This is a genomic window from Mycobacterium sp. Aquia_216, assembly GCF_026723865.1.
In the GTDB taxonomy this organism is placed as follows: Bacteria; Actinomycetota; Actinomycetes; order Mycobacteriales; family Mycobacteriaceae; genus Mycobacterium.
The window spans coordinates 2829171-2846659 of the sequence record NZ_CP113529.1; the positions used below are offsets into that span (position 1 = coordinate 2829171).

The 17489-nt window shown below is 61.4% G+C and carries 17 protein-coding genes; 12 read left to right on the forward strand and 5 right to left on the reverse strand.

Annotated features, from left to right (window positions below; genetic code table 11):
- Positions 1–17 precede the first annotated feature (17 nt).
- Together OK015_RS13290 and OK015_RS13295 are read right to left on the reverse strand one after the other, a co-directional pair.
- The gene (locus OK015_RS13290; RefSeq protein ID WP_268132077.1) at positions 18–1274 is read right to left on the reverse strand and encodes a glycosyltransferase; all 1257 of its coding nucleotides are present in this window, start codon (positions 1272–1274) and stop codon (positions 18–20) included.
- 101 nt (positions 1275–1375) lie between these two features.
- Positions 1376–2230 (reverse strand): class I SAM-dependent methyltransferase, encoded by an 855-nt coding sequence (locus tag OK015_RS13295; protein WP_268132078.1) that lies wholly within the window; start codon positions 2228–2230, stop codon positions 1376–1378.
- Between the two features lie 302 nt (positions 2231–2532).
- Here OK015_RS13295 and OK015_RS13300 point away from each other — a divergent pair, with 302 nt between their 5' ends.
- A complete protein-coding gene (locus OK015_RS13300) occupies positions 2533–3612 on the forward strand; it encodes a glycosyltransferase (RefSeq protein ID WP_268132079.1) in 1080 nt (359 codons plus the stop codon).
- Positions 3613–3644: 32 nt separating this feature from the next.
- On the opposite strand, the gene OK015_RS13305 is transcribed toward OK015_RS13300, so the two are convergent.
- Complete coding sequence (locus OK015_RS13305) at positions 3645–4343, reverse strand: hypothetical protein (protein WP_268132081.1); 699 nt, start codon at positions 4341–4343, stop codon at positions 3645–3647.
- A 296-nt stretch (positions 4344–4639) separates the two neighbouring features.
- On the opposite strand from OK015_RS13305, the gene OK015_RS13310 reads away from it, so the two are divergent.
- Positions 4640–5446: a glycosyltransferase family 2 protein gene (locus tag OK015_RS13310; RefSeq protein ID WP_268132083.1), complete on the forward strand. Its 807-nt coding sequence runs from the start codon at positions 4640–4642 to the stop codon at positions 5444–5446.
- A gap of 31 nt (positions 5447–5477) precedes the next feature.
- Here the strand turns inward: OK015_RS13310 and OK015_RS13315 are convergent, their stop codons facing one another.
- Complete coding sequence (locus OK015_RS13315; protein ID WP_268132085.1) at positions 5478–6440, reverse strand: class I SAM-dependent methyltransferase; 963 nt, start codon at positions 6438–6440, stop codon at positions 5478–5480.
- 277 nt (positions 6441–6717) lie between these two features.
- Between OK015_RS13315 and OK015_RS13320 the strand changes: the two genes are divergently transcribed.
- From OK015_RS13320 to OK015_RS13360, 9 genes are all read left to right on the forward strand, one after another.
- Entirely contained in the window at positions 6718–7479 is a 762-nt protein-coding gene (locus tag OK015_RS13320; protein WP_268132087.1) for an FkbM family methyltransferase, read from the forward strand.
- A 34-nt stretch (positions 7480–7513) separates the two neighbouring features.
- On the forward strand, positions 7514–8359 hold the full coding sequence (locus tag OK015_RS13325; protein WP_268132089.1) for an SMP-30/gluconolactonase/LRE family protein: 846 nt from the start codon (positions 7514–7516) through the stop codon (positions 8357–8359).
- Positions 8280–9347: an FkbM family methyltransferase gene (locus tag OK015_RS13330; protein WP_268132090.1), complete on the forward strand. Its 1068-nt coding sequence runs from the start codon at positions 8280–8282 to the stop codon at positions 9345–9347. Before OK015_RS13325 ends, OK015_RS13330 begins: the two co-directional genes overlap by 80 nt.
- 298 nt (positions 9348–9645) lie before the next feature.
- Positions 9646–10611, forward strand: a complete 966-nt coding sequence (locus tag OK015_RS13335; protein WP_268132092.1) for a glycosyltransferase family 2 protein — start codon at positions 9646–9648, stop codon at positions 10609–10611.
- A 7-nt stretch (positions 10612–10618) separates the two neighbouring features.
- Positions 10619–11293: an acylneuraminate cytidylyltransferase family protein gene (locus tag OK015_RS13340; protein ID WP_268132094.1), complete on the forward strand. Its 675-nt coding sequence runs from the start codon at positions 10619–10621 to the stop codon at positions 11291–11293.
- A complete protein-coding gene (locus OK015_RS13345) occupies positions 11290–12222 on the forward strand; it encodes a phosphoglycerate dehydrogenase (protein ID WP_268132096.1) in 933 nt (310 codons plus the stop codon). The genes OK015_RS13340 and OK015_RS13345 overlap by 4 nt, the downstream gene beginning before the upstream one ends.
- Positions 12219–12941 (forward strand): SDR family NAD(P)-dependent oxidoreductase, encoded by a 723-nt coding sequence (locus OK015_RS13350; RefSeq protein WP_268132098.1) that lies wholly within the window; start codon positions 12219–12221, stop codon positions 12939–12941. Before OK015_RS13345 ends, OK015_RS13350 begins: the two co-directional genes overlap by 4 nt.
- Positions 12942–13107: 166 nt before the next feature.
- The gene (locus tag OK015_RS13355; RefSeq protein ID WP_268132101.1) at positions 13108–13746 is read left to right on the forward strand and encodes a 6-hydroxymethylpterin diphosphokinase MptE-like protein; all 639 of its coding nucleotides are present in this window, start codon (positions 13108–13110) and stop codon (positions 13744–13746) included.
- A 53-nt stretch (positions 13747–13799) separates the two neighbouring features.
- Positions 13800–14567 (forward strand): FkbM family methyltransferase, encoded by a 768-nt coding sequence (locus OK015_RS13360; RefSeq protein WP_268132103.1) that lies wholly within the window; start codon positions 13800–13802, stop codon positions 14565–14567.
- A 15-nt stretch (positions 14568–14582) separates the two neighbouring features.
- Here the strand turns inward: OK015_RS13360 and OK015_RS13365 are convergent, their stop codons facing one another.
- On the reverse strand, positions 14583–16079 hold the full coding sequence (locus tag OK015_RS13365) for a glycosyltransferase family 87 protein (protein WP_268132105.1): 1497 nt from the start codon (positions 16077–16079) through the stop codon (positions 14583–14585).
- 589 nt (positions 16080–16668) lie between these two features.
- On the opposite strand from OK015_RS13365, the gene OK015_RS13370 reads away from it, so the two are divergent.
- On the forward strand, positions 16669–17460 hold the full coding sequence (locus OK015_RS13370) for a transketolase (RefSeq protein ID WP_268132107.1): 792 nt from the start codon (positions 16669–16671) through the stop codon (positions 17458–17460).
- The last annotated feature ends 29 nt before the right edge of the window (positions 17461–17489 follow it).

The following is a 17489-nucleotide window of genomic DNA, read 5'->3' on the forward strand; positions in this document are numbered from 1 at the left end:
GTCAGCCTTCCTGTCGGTTAATCGTTCGTCGCCGGCACGCGAGCGAAATTCTCTAGGAGATCGGCTGCCTTGGCGGCGCTTTCGGCGGGCTTGGTCATCCGGCTGGAGATCTCACGGGCGCGGTCGACGCAACCGGGGGCGAGGATTTCGCGCAGATCGCCGACCAATGTTTCTTGGGTCGTGGCCGAAAATGGCCGGGCGGTACCTACTTTGAGACGTTTGACCTGGCCGGCCCAGATTCTTTGATCGCCTAAGCTCCACAGGCTCAACGTAGGCACCCCGGCGCGCAGGCCTGCGGCCGTGGTGCCGGCGCCGCTGTGGTGCACCACCGCGCGACACGCGGGAAAGACTGTCGCGTAGTTGACCGGGCCGACCACCTTGACGTGGTCGAAATGTGGCACGTCGCTGAAGTCACTCCAGCCCGAGCACACCAACGCTCGCTCACCCAGTTGCGCGCAGGCGGCGGCGATCATCTCGATCGTCTCGGCCGGAGATTTCACCTCGGTGCTGCCGAAGCCGAAGAAAATTGGCGGACTCCCGGCGGCTATCCACGACTCGACCTCCTCATCGGCATCGGTGGACATCTCGATCGTCAGCGTGCCGACAAACGGCCGTTGGCCGTTCCACTTGGCCCATTCAGCGGCCAGCCCGGGGAAGCACACCTGGTCGTACGCTTGGATTTCCAGCGATCCGCATGCGGTGATCCGTCGGGGCGCCGGTCCCGTCGCCTTGGGCAGCCCGAGGTCGCGGCGTTGCGCATCCTCGGCCTTTTTCGTCACGAACCGCTGCGGCCAATCGAGCACTCGCATGGCGGTGCGTACCACCGGCGCCGGCACCCCCGGGGCGAGCTGACCGTTGGGAAGCATCGGGAAATAATGCATCGTGGCCAGCGGAATGCCGTAATACTCAGCGACATTGGCGGGCACGCCCGGAAAGCCCGGCCCGGAAAAGATCAGGTCGGCCCCGTCCGCCAGCGACACCAGCGTGGCACTCATCTCCGCCCAGGACTGCGTCAAGAGCGTCTGAACTTCCCGCCAGGACTCGACCACCTCACGGACCTTCCAGAACTTGCGCAAAAAATCGACGTCCCAGAACCCCTCCTGCTGGTCCGGCCCGTAGGCGACCGCCTCCAGCCCGGCTGATTCGACGAGGCTCACCAGGTTGGGTGGGACGGCCAACCGGACGTCGTGTCCCCGGCGCAGCAGTTCGCGGCCGACGGCGGTGCTGGGCTCGATATCGCCGCGGGTCCCATAGCTTGCCAGGGCAAACTTCACAACCGGATCCTGCCTTTCGGGTGCCGGACGGTGGGCGACCCCAGGGGCCATTATCTCTGTTCGTCCCGTCGCAGGCCGAGGTTCGGCCGATGCCGAGCCCCCTAGGGGCGATTCAGGTTCAGGGGCTTTCGTAGCACCACGGCGTCTTGATAGCTGCCGATCCCGCGTTCGACGTAATCCACGATTTCAAAATATTTCGACCAGTGCTCGTATACGTACTCTTTCGTGTGGAAGGCGGTTTGATAGAAGTCGGGGAATCCGTCAATCTTGAGTTTGCCGCTGGACCATTTGAAGAACATGAAACCGCGTTCGTGAATCTCCTCGACGTAGGAACTGTCCAACATTCGAAGGCCATTGATCACATGTTCGCCGTGGACCGTGAGGATAAGGGTGGCTCCCGGTCGTGCGACGCGTTCAAGTTCACGCAGCCATACGTCTTGAAAGTCCTCGTCCAAGTGAGTGAAAACAGAGATACCGTAGATCAAGTCAAAGGCGTTGGCGGCGAAAGGCAGTGGTGGCCGGTGGCCGTTGACACTCCAGTGAACACCGTCCAGGTGGTCCTTGGCCCAACCGATGAGGTCTGGATCGATATCGGTTGCGTAGAGAGTGCGCGTCCCTGGCTCGTTTCGAAAGTTTTGGATGACTCGACCGCAACCGCTGCCGAAATCGAGAATGTCGTCAAACGAAGAGAAATCACGGCCGGCGGCCTGACAGAGGTCTTGTATGTTTCGCGCAATTAATTTGCCCACCGCCAGGTATGAGGCTTTATCCAAAGTTCCGTGAACTCGCCATCGAAGCCGAGCTGGCGGAGTCGGTTCTTCTTGCGACGCGCCCGTACTGCCTCTGCGTTCGCGAAGTGTTTCGTATGAGAGCCGCGCCTGAAACAACAGATAGGTACCGGCGTTGTAAACCGCGACGGCTGGCGCGAACTCGATTATCTTTCTGCGGATCCCCATTGCACCTCTCTGATCTTGGCCAACTCCCGAACGGATTCGATCCGGCTGCCGACAGTGATACTCCTGTCCGGGCGCAACCCTCGACGCGCCCCCTCCGACGGCATCCGCGGTCAGCTCCATAGTCAGACTGCCCACAATGGGGCGTCGACCGCTACTCCATGCGCGTGTTCGGCTGGCGGCCCGGGGAAATACACGTGTGCGCCTTGCCGCTACGCTCCGATTTCGTCTTTGTCGGAGCGCCGCTCGGGTGTCGTACGGTGGACGCACGGATGATCGCCGTTGTACGGGACAAGGAGGCCGCAGTGACCGAAGGCGCGGCGAGCTCACCCAAGGTGAGCATCGTGGCGACCACCCACAATCAGGAGGGCTACGTCCGCCAGGCCTTCGACAGCTTCCTCGCCCAGCAGACCAACTTCTCGGTGGAGATCGTCGTCGCCGACGATGCCTCTACCGATTCCACACCGTCGATAATCCGGGAGTACACCAGCCGCTACCCGCACATGTTCCGGCCGATTTTCCGGCCCGAAAACCTCGGTCTCAACAGGAACATGACGGGCGCCCTGTCGGCTGCCCGCGGCGAATACGTCGCACTGTGCGAGGCGGACGACTACTGGATCGATCCGCTGAAGCTGAGCAGGCAGATCGCCTTCCTGGACCGGCATCCGGAGACGACGGTGTGCTTTCATCCCGTTCGCGTGGTGTGGGAAGACGGCTACGCGAAGGACTCAAAGTTCCCCCCTGCACACCTGCGCGGCAACTTGAGTGTCGATGCCCTGCTCTTGATGAACTTCATTCAGACCAACTCGGTTGTCTATCGTCGCCTCGAGCGCTACGACGACATTCCCGCCGACGTGATGCCCCTCGACTGGTATCTGCACGTCCGCCACGCGGCTCAGGGCGACATTGCGATGCTGCCTGAGACCATGTCCGTTTACCGCCGGCATGCCCAGGGCATGTGGCACAACCAGGTCGCCGATCCACCGAAGTTCTGGCTGACGTTGGGTCCCGGGCACGCCGCGACGTTCGACGCGATGCTCGACCTGTTCCCCGGCGACCCGGCGCGCGAAGAGCTCATCGCCGCCATGGCCGACTGGATTCTGCGCCAGATCGCGAATGTCCCGGGACCGGAGGGCCGCGCCGCGTTCGACGACACCGTCGCGAAGTACCCCCGGATGGTGGAGCTGGCCCGCAAGCACCGTGAGGCTCCGCGATGGAAGCGGCTCAAGGCGTCGTGGCGCAGGTTCGCCCTCGTTGCGCCGCACCGTAAGGGGTTGGTGGACGTCTGGCCGTTTAGCCTCAAACGCCAGCAGACCGAAGCGACCGGAAGGCCGGCGCGACCGCTCGGCGACCAGGGCCAGGAGATCCGCGACGCCGATTCGTAGCCGCCTTGAGACCGCGCGGCCTCAGCCGGAGGCTATTGGCGAGCGAAGATAAAGGCGTGGTTCTCGAAGTTCGGCAGCCGGCCGAACCTGCCGCAATTCTTCTTGTGCAGCAGTGTGAATCCCAGTTCGCCGACCTTTGCCTCCAGGTCGGCATCGGTGATACCCCATTGCCAGATATGGTGCACGTCGCGCCAGGGCCGGCCGTGATCCGGATGGATCTCGTCGAGTTTGCCGAAGAGGTTTTTGTAATTTTCTTGACGCGGGTTGTGGGGGACGTTGCGGAAGTATTCATCCTCGCCCAAGTCGAGCAGCCGCACGTTGTTTCCCGGTCCGGTCCATTGCTGGTTGTAGATCACCAAGGCACGTACATTCTTGGCGTACATGTCGAGGATGGCGTCCCAGTCGGGTGCGACTTGGTGTAGCAAAACGTCGAACAGTAATACCGCATCGACTTTGCCCACTTCGTCGGCGACTTGCTGGCTGCCGAAATTTCCGTTGACCAACCGAAGTTGCGGATATGACTTTGCTTTGCCGATGACCTTCGAAGTCAGGTGCGTATCGACCAATGCGGCGTCTTTTATTTTGTGATGGTCCAGCGCATGGAATGTGTACCCGCCCTCCACCCGCCAGACACCGCCGAGGTCTGCGAACGACTCGATGTCCAGAGAGGAAAATGCCTGATCTATGATATCGACTTTATCTTGGAGAATTTTCCGAAAGAGACCAAACATTGTGAACTCCAACACCTCCTGATCGCTTGTTCACCCGGCTTGGGCACAACTCGTCTCGTTGGATTGGCAGCCTGGTAGTCCGGCCCACGCGATCACCCTACAGGCCTAAGAGCGCAAGCCGTGGCGTTTGGAACCCGCGGTCAATCGGCACCTTTCAGCTATCCGACTCGAGAGCGGCGACCAGGGTTTAAGGTGATCGGGACCGGGATACGGCACGCTCGCCTGGGGACCTGGCACGGCGGGGCCATTGCGCGATGTGGCTCAAGGGGAGATTACGGACTGAGGAGGTTTGAATCATGGTGCCCGACGACGTGAGTAGCGCCGCCGCCGACGGGCTCCGCGGTCCAACCGTCTCCGTGATCACGATCTCCTACAAGGACCTGGACGGGCTGAAGCGGACCGTGGACAGCGTGCGGGCCCAGCGCTACGCGGGACGCATCGAGCACATCGTGATCGACGGTGGATCCGGCGATGCGGTGGTGGAGTATCTGTCCGGGTGCGGGCCGAGCTTGACGTATTGGCAGTCCGAGCCCGACGGCGGCCGGTACGACGCAATGAACCAGGGCATTTCGCACGCGTCTGGCGATCTGTTGTGGTTCATGCATTCCAGCGATTGCTTTCCCGATCCGGACGCCGTGGCGGAGGCCGTTGAGGCGATCTCGAGGCACGGGGCGGCGCGCGACATCTGGGGCTATGGCATGGATAACCTGGTGGGCCTCGGGCGCGTGCGCAGCCCTATGCCTTTCAACATCCGCAAGTTCCTCGCCGGCTGGCAGGTGATCCCGCATCAGGCATCGTTCTATGGTTCGTCGCTGGTCAACAAATTGGTCGGGTATGACCTCGATTTTGGGATCGCCGCCGACCAGGAGTTCATTCTCCGAGCCGCGTTGCTGCGCGAGCCGATCACGATCCGGCGGGTGCTCTGCGATTTCGACACCAATGGTGTCGGCACGAATCGTCCCCCCAGCGAAGTCTTCAATGACCTGCGCCGCATGTGGGACATGCATGGTCGCTATCCGCTGGGCGGCCGGCGAGTCTCGCGTGCCTACCTACGGGTTTGCGAGTACTACTTCGCCTTGTTGGCATTCATATTCCGGCGATGACCGCTGCATCGTCACTCCCGATCGGGTGTGGCTAGACCCGTCTCAGCCAGAACGAGCCGGGTTCGCGAAATTGTAGTTGTTCCCGCAGTACTGGGCAGGCCGCGGTCAGCTCGTCAGGGTGGTGATGCTTCAAGAAGTTCAGCGCGCCAATGATTTTGAACTCTGAGTTGTAGCTGAGGAAGGCTTCGAGCAGGTACTGCTCATTCCAGAAGCAGACCGCCTGTACCCACTCGTCCAGGTAATCCTTGGGGGTGAAGATGTCATGAATGTGAATCAACACACCTGATTTGAGGATGGGCAGAATCTCGAAGTACTCGAAGAGAACGTCGCCTTGTGGCCGGATCATGTGTGAGGAGTCGATGAACAGGATGTCGTTCTCCGCCAATTGGCTGAACAACGATGTGTCGATCAGCTCCACCGGCTTGCGGACGACTTTCACGCCGAGCTGCTCAAGCCACCCGACCTCGTAGGGCTCGATGCAGACGTGCTCGCACTGGTAGTCGGGATCCTCACCGCGGTTGGCCTCCACTGCGCTCGCCGCCAGCAGCGTTGACTGGCCGCTGCCGATTTCGAAAATGCGCTTCGGCTTGAACAGCCGGATCATGTTGTACAGGTACTCGGCATCGCCCGATTCGAAGAAGCCGTTCCGATAGAAGAACTCCTGGTCGGCTTGCCGGTCGACGGGGAATCTGGTCAATTCGTCGTTGAAGTGGAACTTCGTCAGCAGATCCAGCTGTTCAGTGACATTCCAATCGATGCCCAGCAACTCGCGGTCTTCGGATAACGGCTTTCGCAAATGGGCAGGGTTGAACAGGGGCTCGTAGTAATGGTCGAGAAGCGGATAGATCCCAACTTTTCTGAATACCCGCAAGGTCAGGGGCATGCGCCCGAATCCGGTTTGGCGGATCAGCCGCAACGCGAAAGACGCGCTAGCGGCGATCGGGACCAACGCGAAATCGATCAGCGAGAACAAGAATTTCTGAAATTTTTGCATCGTTCGCTATGCTTTTGGGTCATATCGCCACGGTTCATGGCAGATAGCGATTCGCCAAGGGCGCCAGTGACTTTCAGTGCGTGCCCGGCTCACGCGGCGATCGTAACATCACCGCCGAGAATTTATCGTCCGTACCGCGAGATGGTTGCTGCGATAGCGTGGACGGCCAGTGCCGGGGCTGGGAGGCAGGACGCTGGCCTGTATTGGCTGCGGGGACGTTTCGGTTCGTGTCAAACTTTGGCCGTGGCGGGCCAACAGGCGTAGTAGAGGAGAACGAATGGGGACGATCGAATCCGTCTACCGCCTCGCGCAGCGCGCGGTCGATCGGGTGCACGGATACGGGGTTATCAACCGCGGCGGCCGAGGTGTCGTCGGACTGATCGACGTGGGTTCGGTAGGCCCGCTGCCGAATCCCTGGCATCAGCGGTCCGACCTGGTCAGCCATGTCCTCAAGTTCGAGCCCCGTGACCCCAGCGGCGAGAAACCGCGCGTCGTCACTATAGACGCGGCTTTATGGAGCGAGACGGCCAAGCGGCCGTTCTACGTGTATGCGGGCCAGTCCGGCCACGGCTCGTCGCTATTTCGGCAGAACTACGACTACGTGCGGGACAACTTCGACACGCTACGCACTTTCGGCCCACCCCAGCTTGCCGAGACGTGGTTCGAGCGGTCGCGTCTGGACCACATCGAGGAAATCCAGTGCACCACGCTCGACGCCGTGCTGGCCGACCGCTCGGAGCCCTACCACGTCCTCAAGATCGACGCCCAGGGCGCCGAACGGCAGATCCTGGAAGGGGCGGCCAACTTCCTCGCCGGTGATGACTGCCTGGCATTGCAGCTGGAGTTGTTCCGAGTGCCGCTGTACGAAGGAATTGCGCTGCGGCCAGAGGTTGAAGAGATGCTCGACGGTATGGGGTACGGCCTGGTCAAGGAATATCCGCCGCACGCCACGTTCGACGCCGCCTGCGACTGCATATATATGCGGCGCGGTGCCACGGGGCCGGCAGCAGACGCTATTCGCCTCGCCTACGAGCTCTAGACGGCCGCCGCCTGTGCTGCGGAAGGCCGAACGGGTGACGGTTCCGGTGGCCCACCACGGTGAGGGTCCCTTCTGGGACGCGCCCACCGGACGACTGCTGTCGATGGACGTTCTCGCGGGTGAGATCGTCGTTGTCGATCCTTCAGGAGGGGTGTCCCGACGCAGGGTGCCGAGCCGAGTCGCCGCGGTGGTCAGGCGCCGCGCATCTGGTGGATTCGTCATCGCCACCGAACATGGACTCGTCGCTGCGGACGAACAACTGTCGGCATTCGAGCGAATCGCCGGCATCACCGACGATCCGAACGTGCGGACCAATGACGGGGGCTGTGATCCGTCCGGCGGCTTCGTCATCGGCACCATGGCCTACGACGAGCAGCCGGGCGGGGGAGCGGTCTACCGCGTGACGCCCGATCACCGGGTCGTCGAACTGCTGTCGCCTGTGTCGATCTCCAACGGTGTCCAGTGGTCGGCGGACGGCAGCCGCGTTTACTACGTCGACACTCCGACGCGGCGGATCGACGTATTCGACGTCGAGCCCGAAACCGGTGCGTGGTCGGGGCGCCGGGTTCATCTCCATGTCGAGGGCACACCGGGATACCCCGACGGGATGGCGATCGACGAAGACGACGGGCTCTGGGTTGCGCTGTGGGGCGGCGGAGCCGTAAACCATTACGACGCGGCGGGGCGTCTTGTCGAGATCATCAGCGTGCCCGGCATCACGCAGGTCAGTTCGTGCACCTTCGGCGGCGACGGGCGCGACGTCCTCTACGTCACCACATCGCGCCAGGGGCTGCCCGACGATGACGAGCCTTCGGCGGGCGCAATATTCGCAGTACCTGCCGGGCTGCGGGGTGCGGTTGCCGCAGAGTTTGCTGGATGACGGCGACAGCCGCAGGCGGGTCGTGCGCGACGGCTTGGTGCTATGGAGCCGCATTGTGGATCCGGCGCACGAGGTTTTCGATGCTGATAGTGTGAAAATCGTGCCCGTGACACCTGTGACTTCAATTCCATATGTGCCGCGCCGCGACTTTATCTATGACTTTCTGCGCAGTCGCGGACCCGCCGATCTTTACGTCGACGTGGGTGCGGCGTCGGGTGAAATCAGCGAGCGTATAGCGGGCGGTGCAGCGCATGTCCTGGCGTTCGAACCTTTTCCAAACAATGCTCGACTTTTCAGAAAGCGTCTTGCTAACCACTCGCACGTCCGATTGGTGGAGAAAGCTGTCTCGAGTCGACGTGGGCGAACGACATTGTTCGTTGGGTCGACTGTCCAGGGAGACGAACCGGGCTGGGACGACCAGGTTGGTTATTCCTCGGTCGGCAAAATCGGCACTTCGGTCTTGGCCACGCTCAACAACTACGCCTCGATCGGCCTGGCAGCCCTGCGGCGCCAGCGCGGGGCGACGCTGGTCCGGGTCCAAACAACCACCCTCGACTCCGAGTTGAGCGGACGGGTTGTCGATTTTTTGAAGGTCGACGTGCAGGGCGCGGAATGCCGTGTACTCGAGGGCGCCGAGTCGGCCTTGAAATCTCAGAAAATCAAATTGATGTATCTCGAGTGGTCGGGCGACGCCGAAGTGGAAAGGCGGCTCGATGAGGCTGGGTATTCTATTTTCGATTCGGTGTATGTGGGTTCTGGTTCGGACGAGGCGCGACGTAATTTTGAGCGCAGTGGGTTCGAAGTTATCGATCTAATACCATTGTCGATTGGGCAGCCGGCGCTGGAAATGGTATATCGAGGGTCGGGCTCTGAAATCGGTCCCGTATTGCGTGAGCTAAATGGTGTCGGTCAATGGATTCAAACAGATTTGATAGCCCTCCCGAGCGCCGACGAGGGGGAGTTCGCGGAATTTCTTCGTACCGCTTAACCTGACGCAATACCGACGGACGGCGAGGGCCGACTGTGCGGCGCAACGCCCTCGAATTCCACAACCTGCGCGTATCGTTACGGCACGATGCAGCTCCAGGCGGAACTTGCCTGTCTCTCGATCCTGGGGAGGGGGAAAGACGTGGCGGACAGCTTAAATGCCGCGAGCATTCGAATACGGTATGTACCGTGGCTCGGCCTTCGGTATGGTCTGGACCCGACGGCACCTCAGCGAACAGTGATTTCGCCACCTGACCACAAGGCATACGTCGATCGACATGGGGGCAAACTCGCCAGCGATGAGTGAGAACAATTCGCCACGCCGGGTGTCAGCGGTCATCCGCGCACTGAACGAAGGCAAGCACATCGGTCGCTTGCTGAAGGGACTCGACCAGCAGACCGTCAAACTCGACGAGATCATCCTGGTCGACTCGGGTTCCACGGACGACACCGTCGCGATCGCGGAAGCTGCCGGCTGCACCATCGTGCACATCGCCAAGAATGAATTCTCTTTCGGGCGTGCGCTTAATAGAGGGTGCGCCGCGGCGAGTGGCGACATCCTGCTCTTCGCCTCGGCGCACGTCTATCCCGTCTACAACACCTATGTCGAGCACATCGTCAGCGCATTCGACCGTGACGGCGTGGCCATCGCCTATGGACGTCAGGTCGGCGATGAGCGGACCAAGTTCTCCGAATCGCGAGTGATGCTGAAATGGTTTCCCAACCAGAACATCTGGGACCAGGGCCACCCATTCAGCAACAACGCCAACGCCGCCGTGCTGCGGTCGGTATGGCAAGAGACGCCCTACGACGAGACTCTGACCGGCCTCGAAGACCTCGATTTCGCCAAGAAGGCCCTCGACAAGGGCTACAAGATCGCCTACGTCGCGGATGCGCCGGTGGTCCATGTGCACGAGGAGACGTGGAGCACCATCCGCAACCGGTATCGGCGCGAGGCGATGGCCTACGCCCGCATCGTCAAGGGTTCGGAGATGTCCCTGCAGCGGGCGCTCGGACTGGCCCTATCGAACATTGCGAACGACTACCGTGACGCGATCAAGGCGCATCTGCTGCGCAGCAACGCGCTGAGCATCCCGCAGTTTCGATTCGCCCAGTTCATCGGGGCATGGCAGGGCTTCCGCGAGCCAGATCACGTCTCGGCCCGCTTGTTGGAGCGCTTTTACTACCCGGCTGAAACGCAGAGCAATGAACCCCCGCCCGCACCCGGTCGCAAGATTGTCTACTCCGAAGACCCCCAGCCGTGAGAGAGCAATGACCCGCACCGTCGCCGTCGTACCCATGCGCCACAACAGTGAGCGCGTTCCCGGAAAGAACTATCGGCCACTGGCCGGAATTCCGCTGTACCACCACGTCATCCGGACATTAGTTGCGGTACCCGAAATTGACCTGATTGTGGTCGACACCGACAGTGACTTCATCATCGACGACTGCGCCGAGCACTTTCCGCAAGTGCAGGTGCTGCTCCGGCCAGAACATCTACGCGACGGCAATATCGCCATGAACGACGTGCTGCTCAACACGCTCGACCAGGTGGATGCCGACGTCGTGTTGCAGACGCACTCGACGAATCCATTCCTCAAGGCCGACACGGTATCTGCGGCGCTGAAGTTGTTCACCGGGTCTGATCGTGAGTTCGACTCGGTGTTCAGTGTGACGCGACTACAGGCCCGTCTCTGGGATGCGGAAAACCGGCCGGTCAATCACGATCCGTCCGTGTTGCTCCGAACCCAGGACCTTGCTCCGCTTTTCGTCGAGAACTCCTGCTTCTTCATATTCACTCCGGAACTGCTGCGGGACAGGGGTACTCGCATCGGGGCGCGCCCGTTCATGGTCGAAATGGCCCCGCTGGAAGCTATCGACATCGACAACGAAGAGGACTTCGCTTTGGCGGCCGCCATCGCCGAGCGCAGCGAGATCAGCACATGAGTGCCCCGCTGATCTTGGTGACCTGCCGGCAGATGCAGGTGGAACTCCCACACCACCGCGACCGCATCGAGGAACTCGGCTACGAAGTCCTCGCACCGGATCTTGCCGGGCGGCAACAGTTCACCGCCGCGGAACTGCTCGAGTATGGCGAACGCCTGGTGGGAATCATCGCCGGCGACGACGAGCTTGACCGTTCCTTCTTCGACGGCGCCGACAAGCTCAAGACGGTGATCCGCTGGGGGATCGGGATGGATTCCGTCGATCACGAGGCTGCACGAGATCATGGGGTGGCCGTGCGCAACACCCCGGGAGTCTTCGGCCGCGAAGTCGCCGACTCGGCGTTCGGCTATATCTTGAACCTGGTCCGTGGCTATATCGCGGTGGATGCCGCTGTTCGTCGCGGCGAGTGGCCCAAGGCGGAAGGCATCACACTTGCCGGTGCGCAGCTCGGAATCGTGGGATTCGGTGCTATCGGGCGTGAAATCGCCAAGCGGGCAAAGGGTTTCGATATGGATGCTGTTGCTTACGATCCTTTCGCCGATGCCGCGCAAACGGATGTGCCGATCGTCGACCTGGACGAGCTTTTGACGACAAGCCGTTTCATCGTTCTGGCGTGCCCGCTGACGCCGCAGACGTTTCACCTGATCAACGCCGAACGTCTCGCCCTGGTACGCCCGGATGCCTACCTGGTGAACGTCGCCCGAGGCCCTGTCGTGGCGGAGCGGGATCTGATCGAAGCCCTCAAGAGTGGCCGATTGGCGGGAGCCGCGCTCGACGTGTTCGAGGTCGAGCCCCTGCCGCTGGACAGCGAGCTGCGGATGCTGCCGAACGTTGTGCTGGGCGCGCACAACGGGTCCAACACCCGCGAGGGCGTGGTCCGGGCGAGCACCGCGGCGGTGGACTTCCTGATCGAGGAGCTGGCACGGTGACCGGTGCGGTCATTGTCACGGGGGCGGCCGGCGGGATCGGCACGGCCTTGTGCGAACGCATGCGCAAAGACGGCTATCACGCGATCGGGATCGACAGAAACGTCGCGCCGGCGGCCGACACCTACCTTCAGGTCGACCTGGGCGAATCCGAGCAGCTCGTGGAGCTCGGCCGGGAGCTGGCCCGGAACTACGAGCTGAAGGCCATCGTGCACAACGGCGCGGTACAACCGATCGCGGGGGCGGGGGAGACGCCCTTCAATGAATGGGCAAATGCTTTGCGGGTCAACGTCCTTGCCGTCGACGCCCTCGTCTCCGGCACCCGCGAAAACCTAGGCGCTCACGATGGTTCGGTCGTCGCGATCAGTAGCGTGCACGGCCGCGCGACAACCGGCGGCATTACCGCGTATGCCACGACGAAGGCGGCGCTGGAGGGTTGGGTCCGCTCCGCGGCGATGGACCTCGGACCGAGCGTGCGGGTCAACGCGATTGCGCCCGGTGCGATCGACACCGCGAAGCTTCGTGAGGGATTCGCGCGGTGGGGGGAGACGGCCGAGGAACGCAAGGAGCTGTTGCGCCAGCGCACCGCACTGCGCCGCATCGGGGAGCCGAGTGATGTCGCCGGCGCGGTGTCGTTTCTGATCGGTGACGACGCGCGTTTCATCACGGGAACGGTCTTGGTCGTCGACGGTGGGGCAACGGCTCGCCTGGGATCGGAATGAGGAGATCGGCAACGCAGTGAATCAATTTCGCGAGCACTCAGCCCGGATGTTGACTCGATCCATCGCGAGCACCCAAGCGTGGCTGAACGACACTCTGACCTCTGCCGGTCGCGCCAATCATGGTTTTATACGACAGTTTCGGGGCGCCCATGCCGGCGAGCGTTGCGTGATTATCGGCAACGGCCCGAGCCTCCGCAAGACCGACATGGGCCTGTTGCGCGGCGAGTACACCTTCGGCCTCAACCGCATCTACCTGATGTTCGACGAACTCGGATTCGAGACCACCTTCCACGTCGTCATCAACCGGCACGTGGTGGAGCAGTGTGCCGATGACTTCAGGAAGATCAAAGCACCCCTCTTTACGACCGCGCCGAACCGCGACTTCCTCGACGGCGCAGCCAATACCGGCTTCCTGAACACGATCGTAGGTTTGTGGCCGTACTTCTCACGTGACGCAAGCCGCGGGGTATGGGAGGGCTACACGGTGACTTATGTGGCGATGCAGCTGGCGTATTACATGGGATTCTCCGAGGTCGTGCTGATCGGCGTCGATCACAGCTTCGCGGTCAGCGGAACCCCGAATCAACTCGTCGAGTCCACAGGACCGGACGCGAGTCATTTCGACCCGCGCTATTTCCCAAAGGGCTTCAAGTGGCAACTGCCTGACCTGGAAAACTCCGAGGTCGCATACCGGTTGGCCCGCAAGGCATTCGAAGCCGACGGGCGGCGGATCGTGGATGCGACCGTCGACGGTGCGCTGACGATATATCCGAAGCTGGCGCTCGCGGAAGCGCTCGGCAAGTGAGCGCGAAGGTGTTGCGTTGACAGTGTCCACACCATTCCGAGACAGGTGAAGAAATGGTTTTGCGATGGCTCGCGCGTCGGGTGTTGCCGCCCTGGGATCTGGACGAGGTGGGGATAGTATTCCACGTCATCGGCGGGACGCCGGGGACGATGCTCGATGTCGGAGCGCACCAGGGTTATTCTGCGGCACCGTTTTTGGTGCGAGGGTGGACTGTGCATGCGTTCGAGCCTGACCCGGCCAATCGGGCCATCCTGTCGAATCGATTCCCCAACATCGCCATCGATCCTCGCGCCGTATCCGAGCAGGACGGCGACGAGGTGCAGCTGTTCACGAGCGACGTATCGACGGGCATCAGCACCCTGTCGCCCTTCCACACCACGCACGAGCCGACCACGACCGTCCGAACCGTGCGCCTCGACACCTACATTCGCGAGCAAAGCGTCGGGCAGGTCGACTTCTTGAAGATCGACACCGAGGGTTTCGACCTGTTCGTCTTGCGCACGTTCCCCTGGGACACTTTTCATCCGAAGGCCGTGGTGTGCGAGTTCGAGGATAATAAGACGACCAGGCTCGGGCACGATGTACACGACATCGCCCGGTTCCTCGAGCGGCAGGGCTACTCAGTTCTGGTTTCCGAGTGGGAGCCCATCACGCAATACGGCGTTCGGCACACATGGCGGCGTTTTGCGCGGTACCCGACCGAGCTTGGCGGCGATAGTTGGGGCAACCTCATTGCCGTCGAACCGTCCCTGCTCGAATCTATCGAGCGCGCAGGCCAATCCGCCGTCAGGCGGATGCGGATCCGCCGGTGGGCGGAGTGAATCGCCTCAACCCGTTTAGGCGTCGGGTCGAGCCGCTGCTGGCGTTGGAGGCTCCGTCCTCAGCTCGGATGCACTGACAGCAGTATCTTCGTCGTCTCCGGAAGCCGGCCTGCGCGCGTAGGAAACGATGATCACCGCACTTGCGATTAGCCACAAGATCGGCGCCCAACCGACAGTCGTGACAACCGTTAGCCTGGTTCCTCCGCTGTGGCCTGGGATAGGTGCAGAGCCCGGTTGGCCCAAGGCGAGTTGAGCGATGCTAAGCGCAGCGGCGAAACTCACCCATAAGCCGACCGCACGGCGGCGACCGTCGCGGATCGCAAGCCAATCGAATACCCCAGCACCTGGCGACCCGTCGGGGTCTCGGACAATAAGCGCTGCGACGGGCAAGACGAAGACTAGGTAGTAGAAGGGAGCCATGGGGGCGAAGAATGCCGCCGTGGCTAGCAGCACAATTCCGGCCATGATGGGCACGATGCGTCGCCCTAGAGCAACCACGGAGGCGACCACAATGACCAAGATGACATACCCGATCAGCGACCGCGGACCAGCGAGGAAGTTGTCTGGTATTTTGCCGCCCGTCTGAAACAACTCAACCGTATCCGGAATCATGAGAAACGCTTTGCCATAAGACACGTTCTGCTGTCCGAGAAGATATTGCTGGAGCGGGCTGTTCTTAGAAAAAATATTATGGATCGACTGTGTGATTGTGTCGGGAAAGTCGCGCGGCCAAAGCAGGTACGCAGCAATACTGGAGATGGCGAAGCCACCGGCCGCGAGGCCGCTCAGTCGCCATTTGCGGGCAGCTAACAACACCACGCCGAGAACGGCGAACTGTGGCTTCACGAGCGCGGCCACGACTACCATAATGGCCACCAGGCCCCACCGCTCGCGACGCAACGCCACCAAAAAAACTAGGGCGATAGGCACAATGAAACCCGTCGAGTTGCCTCGATCAATCACCGCCCACGCCGGAATGGCCAACGCACCCAACGCGAGGAATACCACCACCCGCTCTAGGCCACACGCCCCGCGAGCTGCCCAGATCGCGGGCGAGAGAACTGCGATCGTCAGCGCTAGGAGGTAAGCCAGCAGCCCGAGGATTGGCGCACCCAGCCATGCCGCGGGTAGCCCAAACAGTAGATGCGGCGTCATGGCGGCCGCCGGGTAAATGGACCACATCGGCGGGAAATCGTGAGGCAGGGGAACCTGATGGTCCCACGGGTTGGGCCACCGCCCGACGTCAACGATTATTGCGTAGTCACTGAAGCAGTGCCGGCCGATATTCTCGCCCCAATTGAGCCAGCAGTCTTCCGGCGGGCTGAGGAGGAGAGAGGAAAGCATGTCGACCGAAAAGCACCGGGCGAGAAGGTAACTGAAGCCCATAGAGATCGCCGACACTATCAGTACAGTGCCGAGCACCACCGTGCGTTCGGACTGGGATGTGAACGCCGAAAGCAGGCCCTTGATCTTGGTAACGGGGCTGCGCAGTGTCTCGATCGATCGACTCATCTGCGTTCTCCTCGGTTCTGCAGGAAACGATAGGAGGCGGTGCCTAACTGGTTACTCGTGTTCAAGTCCAAACGGGCATGACAACTCATCCAGAGGACTCGCAACACGCGGTGATGCGAGCGGCCACGCGAATGGATTGAGCTTCGCACGTGCAGGAGCTTACGGTGGTCGAACCGCGTGGGCCAAGGTTTTTGCCGACGAGCGTCAGGTCGACGGCAAAAAGATTGACTGGCGGGGGCGATCCGATCTTGGACTGGATTGGATTCGTTGCCCAGCGGGTTCGATCTCTACGGCTCCCTGGGTCCTTCGCAGCATTCTGCGATGGTCTCTCGGTCGGGCGACTGCAAACGCGTCAACGGGACTGCACGCAGGTGCCTTCCGGCGCCCAACCCGATCTGCAGCCACCCGAACGGTTTTGGCCAGCGCTGTTCGTGAACGTCGACAGGTGATTTGCTATGAGTGTGCACTGGAAGCTTGATCAAGTATTGTTTGTGCCGATGGCGACGGTACTGAGCCTGGCGCTTTCCTTCCGCGAGTCGCGGGCAGCTTCCCCGCGGTGTCGACCTACGATGGTTAGGGGCGGCCAACCATGGTGACTACTGGGGGCGAGTCGCTTTGCGCCGTCGATGTTCGAACGGCACGGCAGCGTCTGCTTAAGATGCACTACGAAAGCGGCGTTGGTCATATCGGCGGGAACCTCTCGGCGCTCGACGCCATGTTGGTCGTATTCCACCACTACCTACGTGATGAAGATCAATTCTTTTTATCCAAGGGTCATTCGGCAGGTGCGCTCTACACGACACTGTGGACCATCGGTAGGTTGGACGACCACGACCTTGAGTCATTCCACAGGGATAACACCCTTCTCGCGGGGCATCCGCCTGCTGCCGGCATTCCTGACATTGCTTTTGCAACAGGCAGTTTGGGGCACGGTGTCTCGCTCGCCGCAGGTACGGCTCTAGCCTTTCGGTTTCAGCGCAAGGGCGCACGAGTCGTTTGTTTGACGTCCGATGGTGAATGGCAGGAAGGGTCGACGTGGGAAGGTCTCATTTTTGCGTCTCACCATAAACTAAATAATTTAACAATCCTCGTCGATCACAATGGACTACAGGGATTCGGGTCGACCACCGAGGTCGCAAGTATGTCGCCATTGTGGCAGCGATTGCAGGGATTCGACGTGGATCTTTACGTCGTGGACGGGCATGATACGAGCGCGATAGGCTGCGCACTATCTTCCCCCAGCGAACGGCTGAAAGTCGTCATCCTTCGCACGGTCAAAGGTCACGGAGTGAGCTTCATGGAGAATGAGATGAAATGGCACTATCTTCCGCTGACGGAGGAGCTCTACCAGCAGGCGATTGACGAGCTCGACAGCCGATGAGGAAACAGCTTTGTGACGCATTAGTCGCC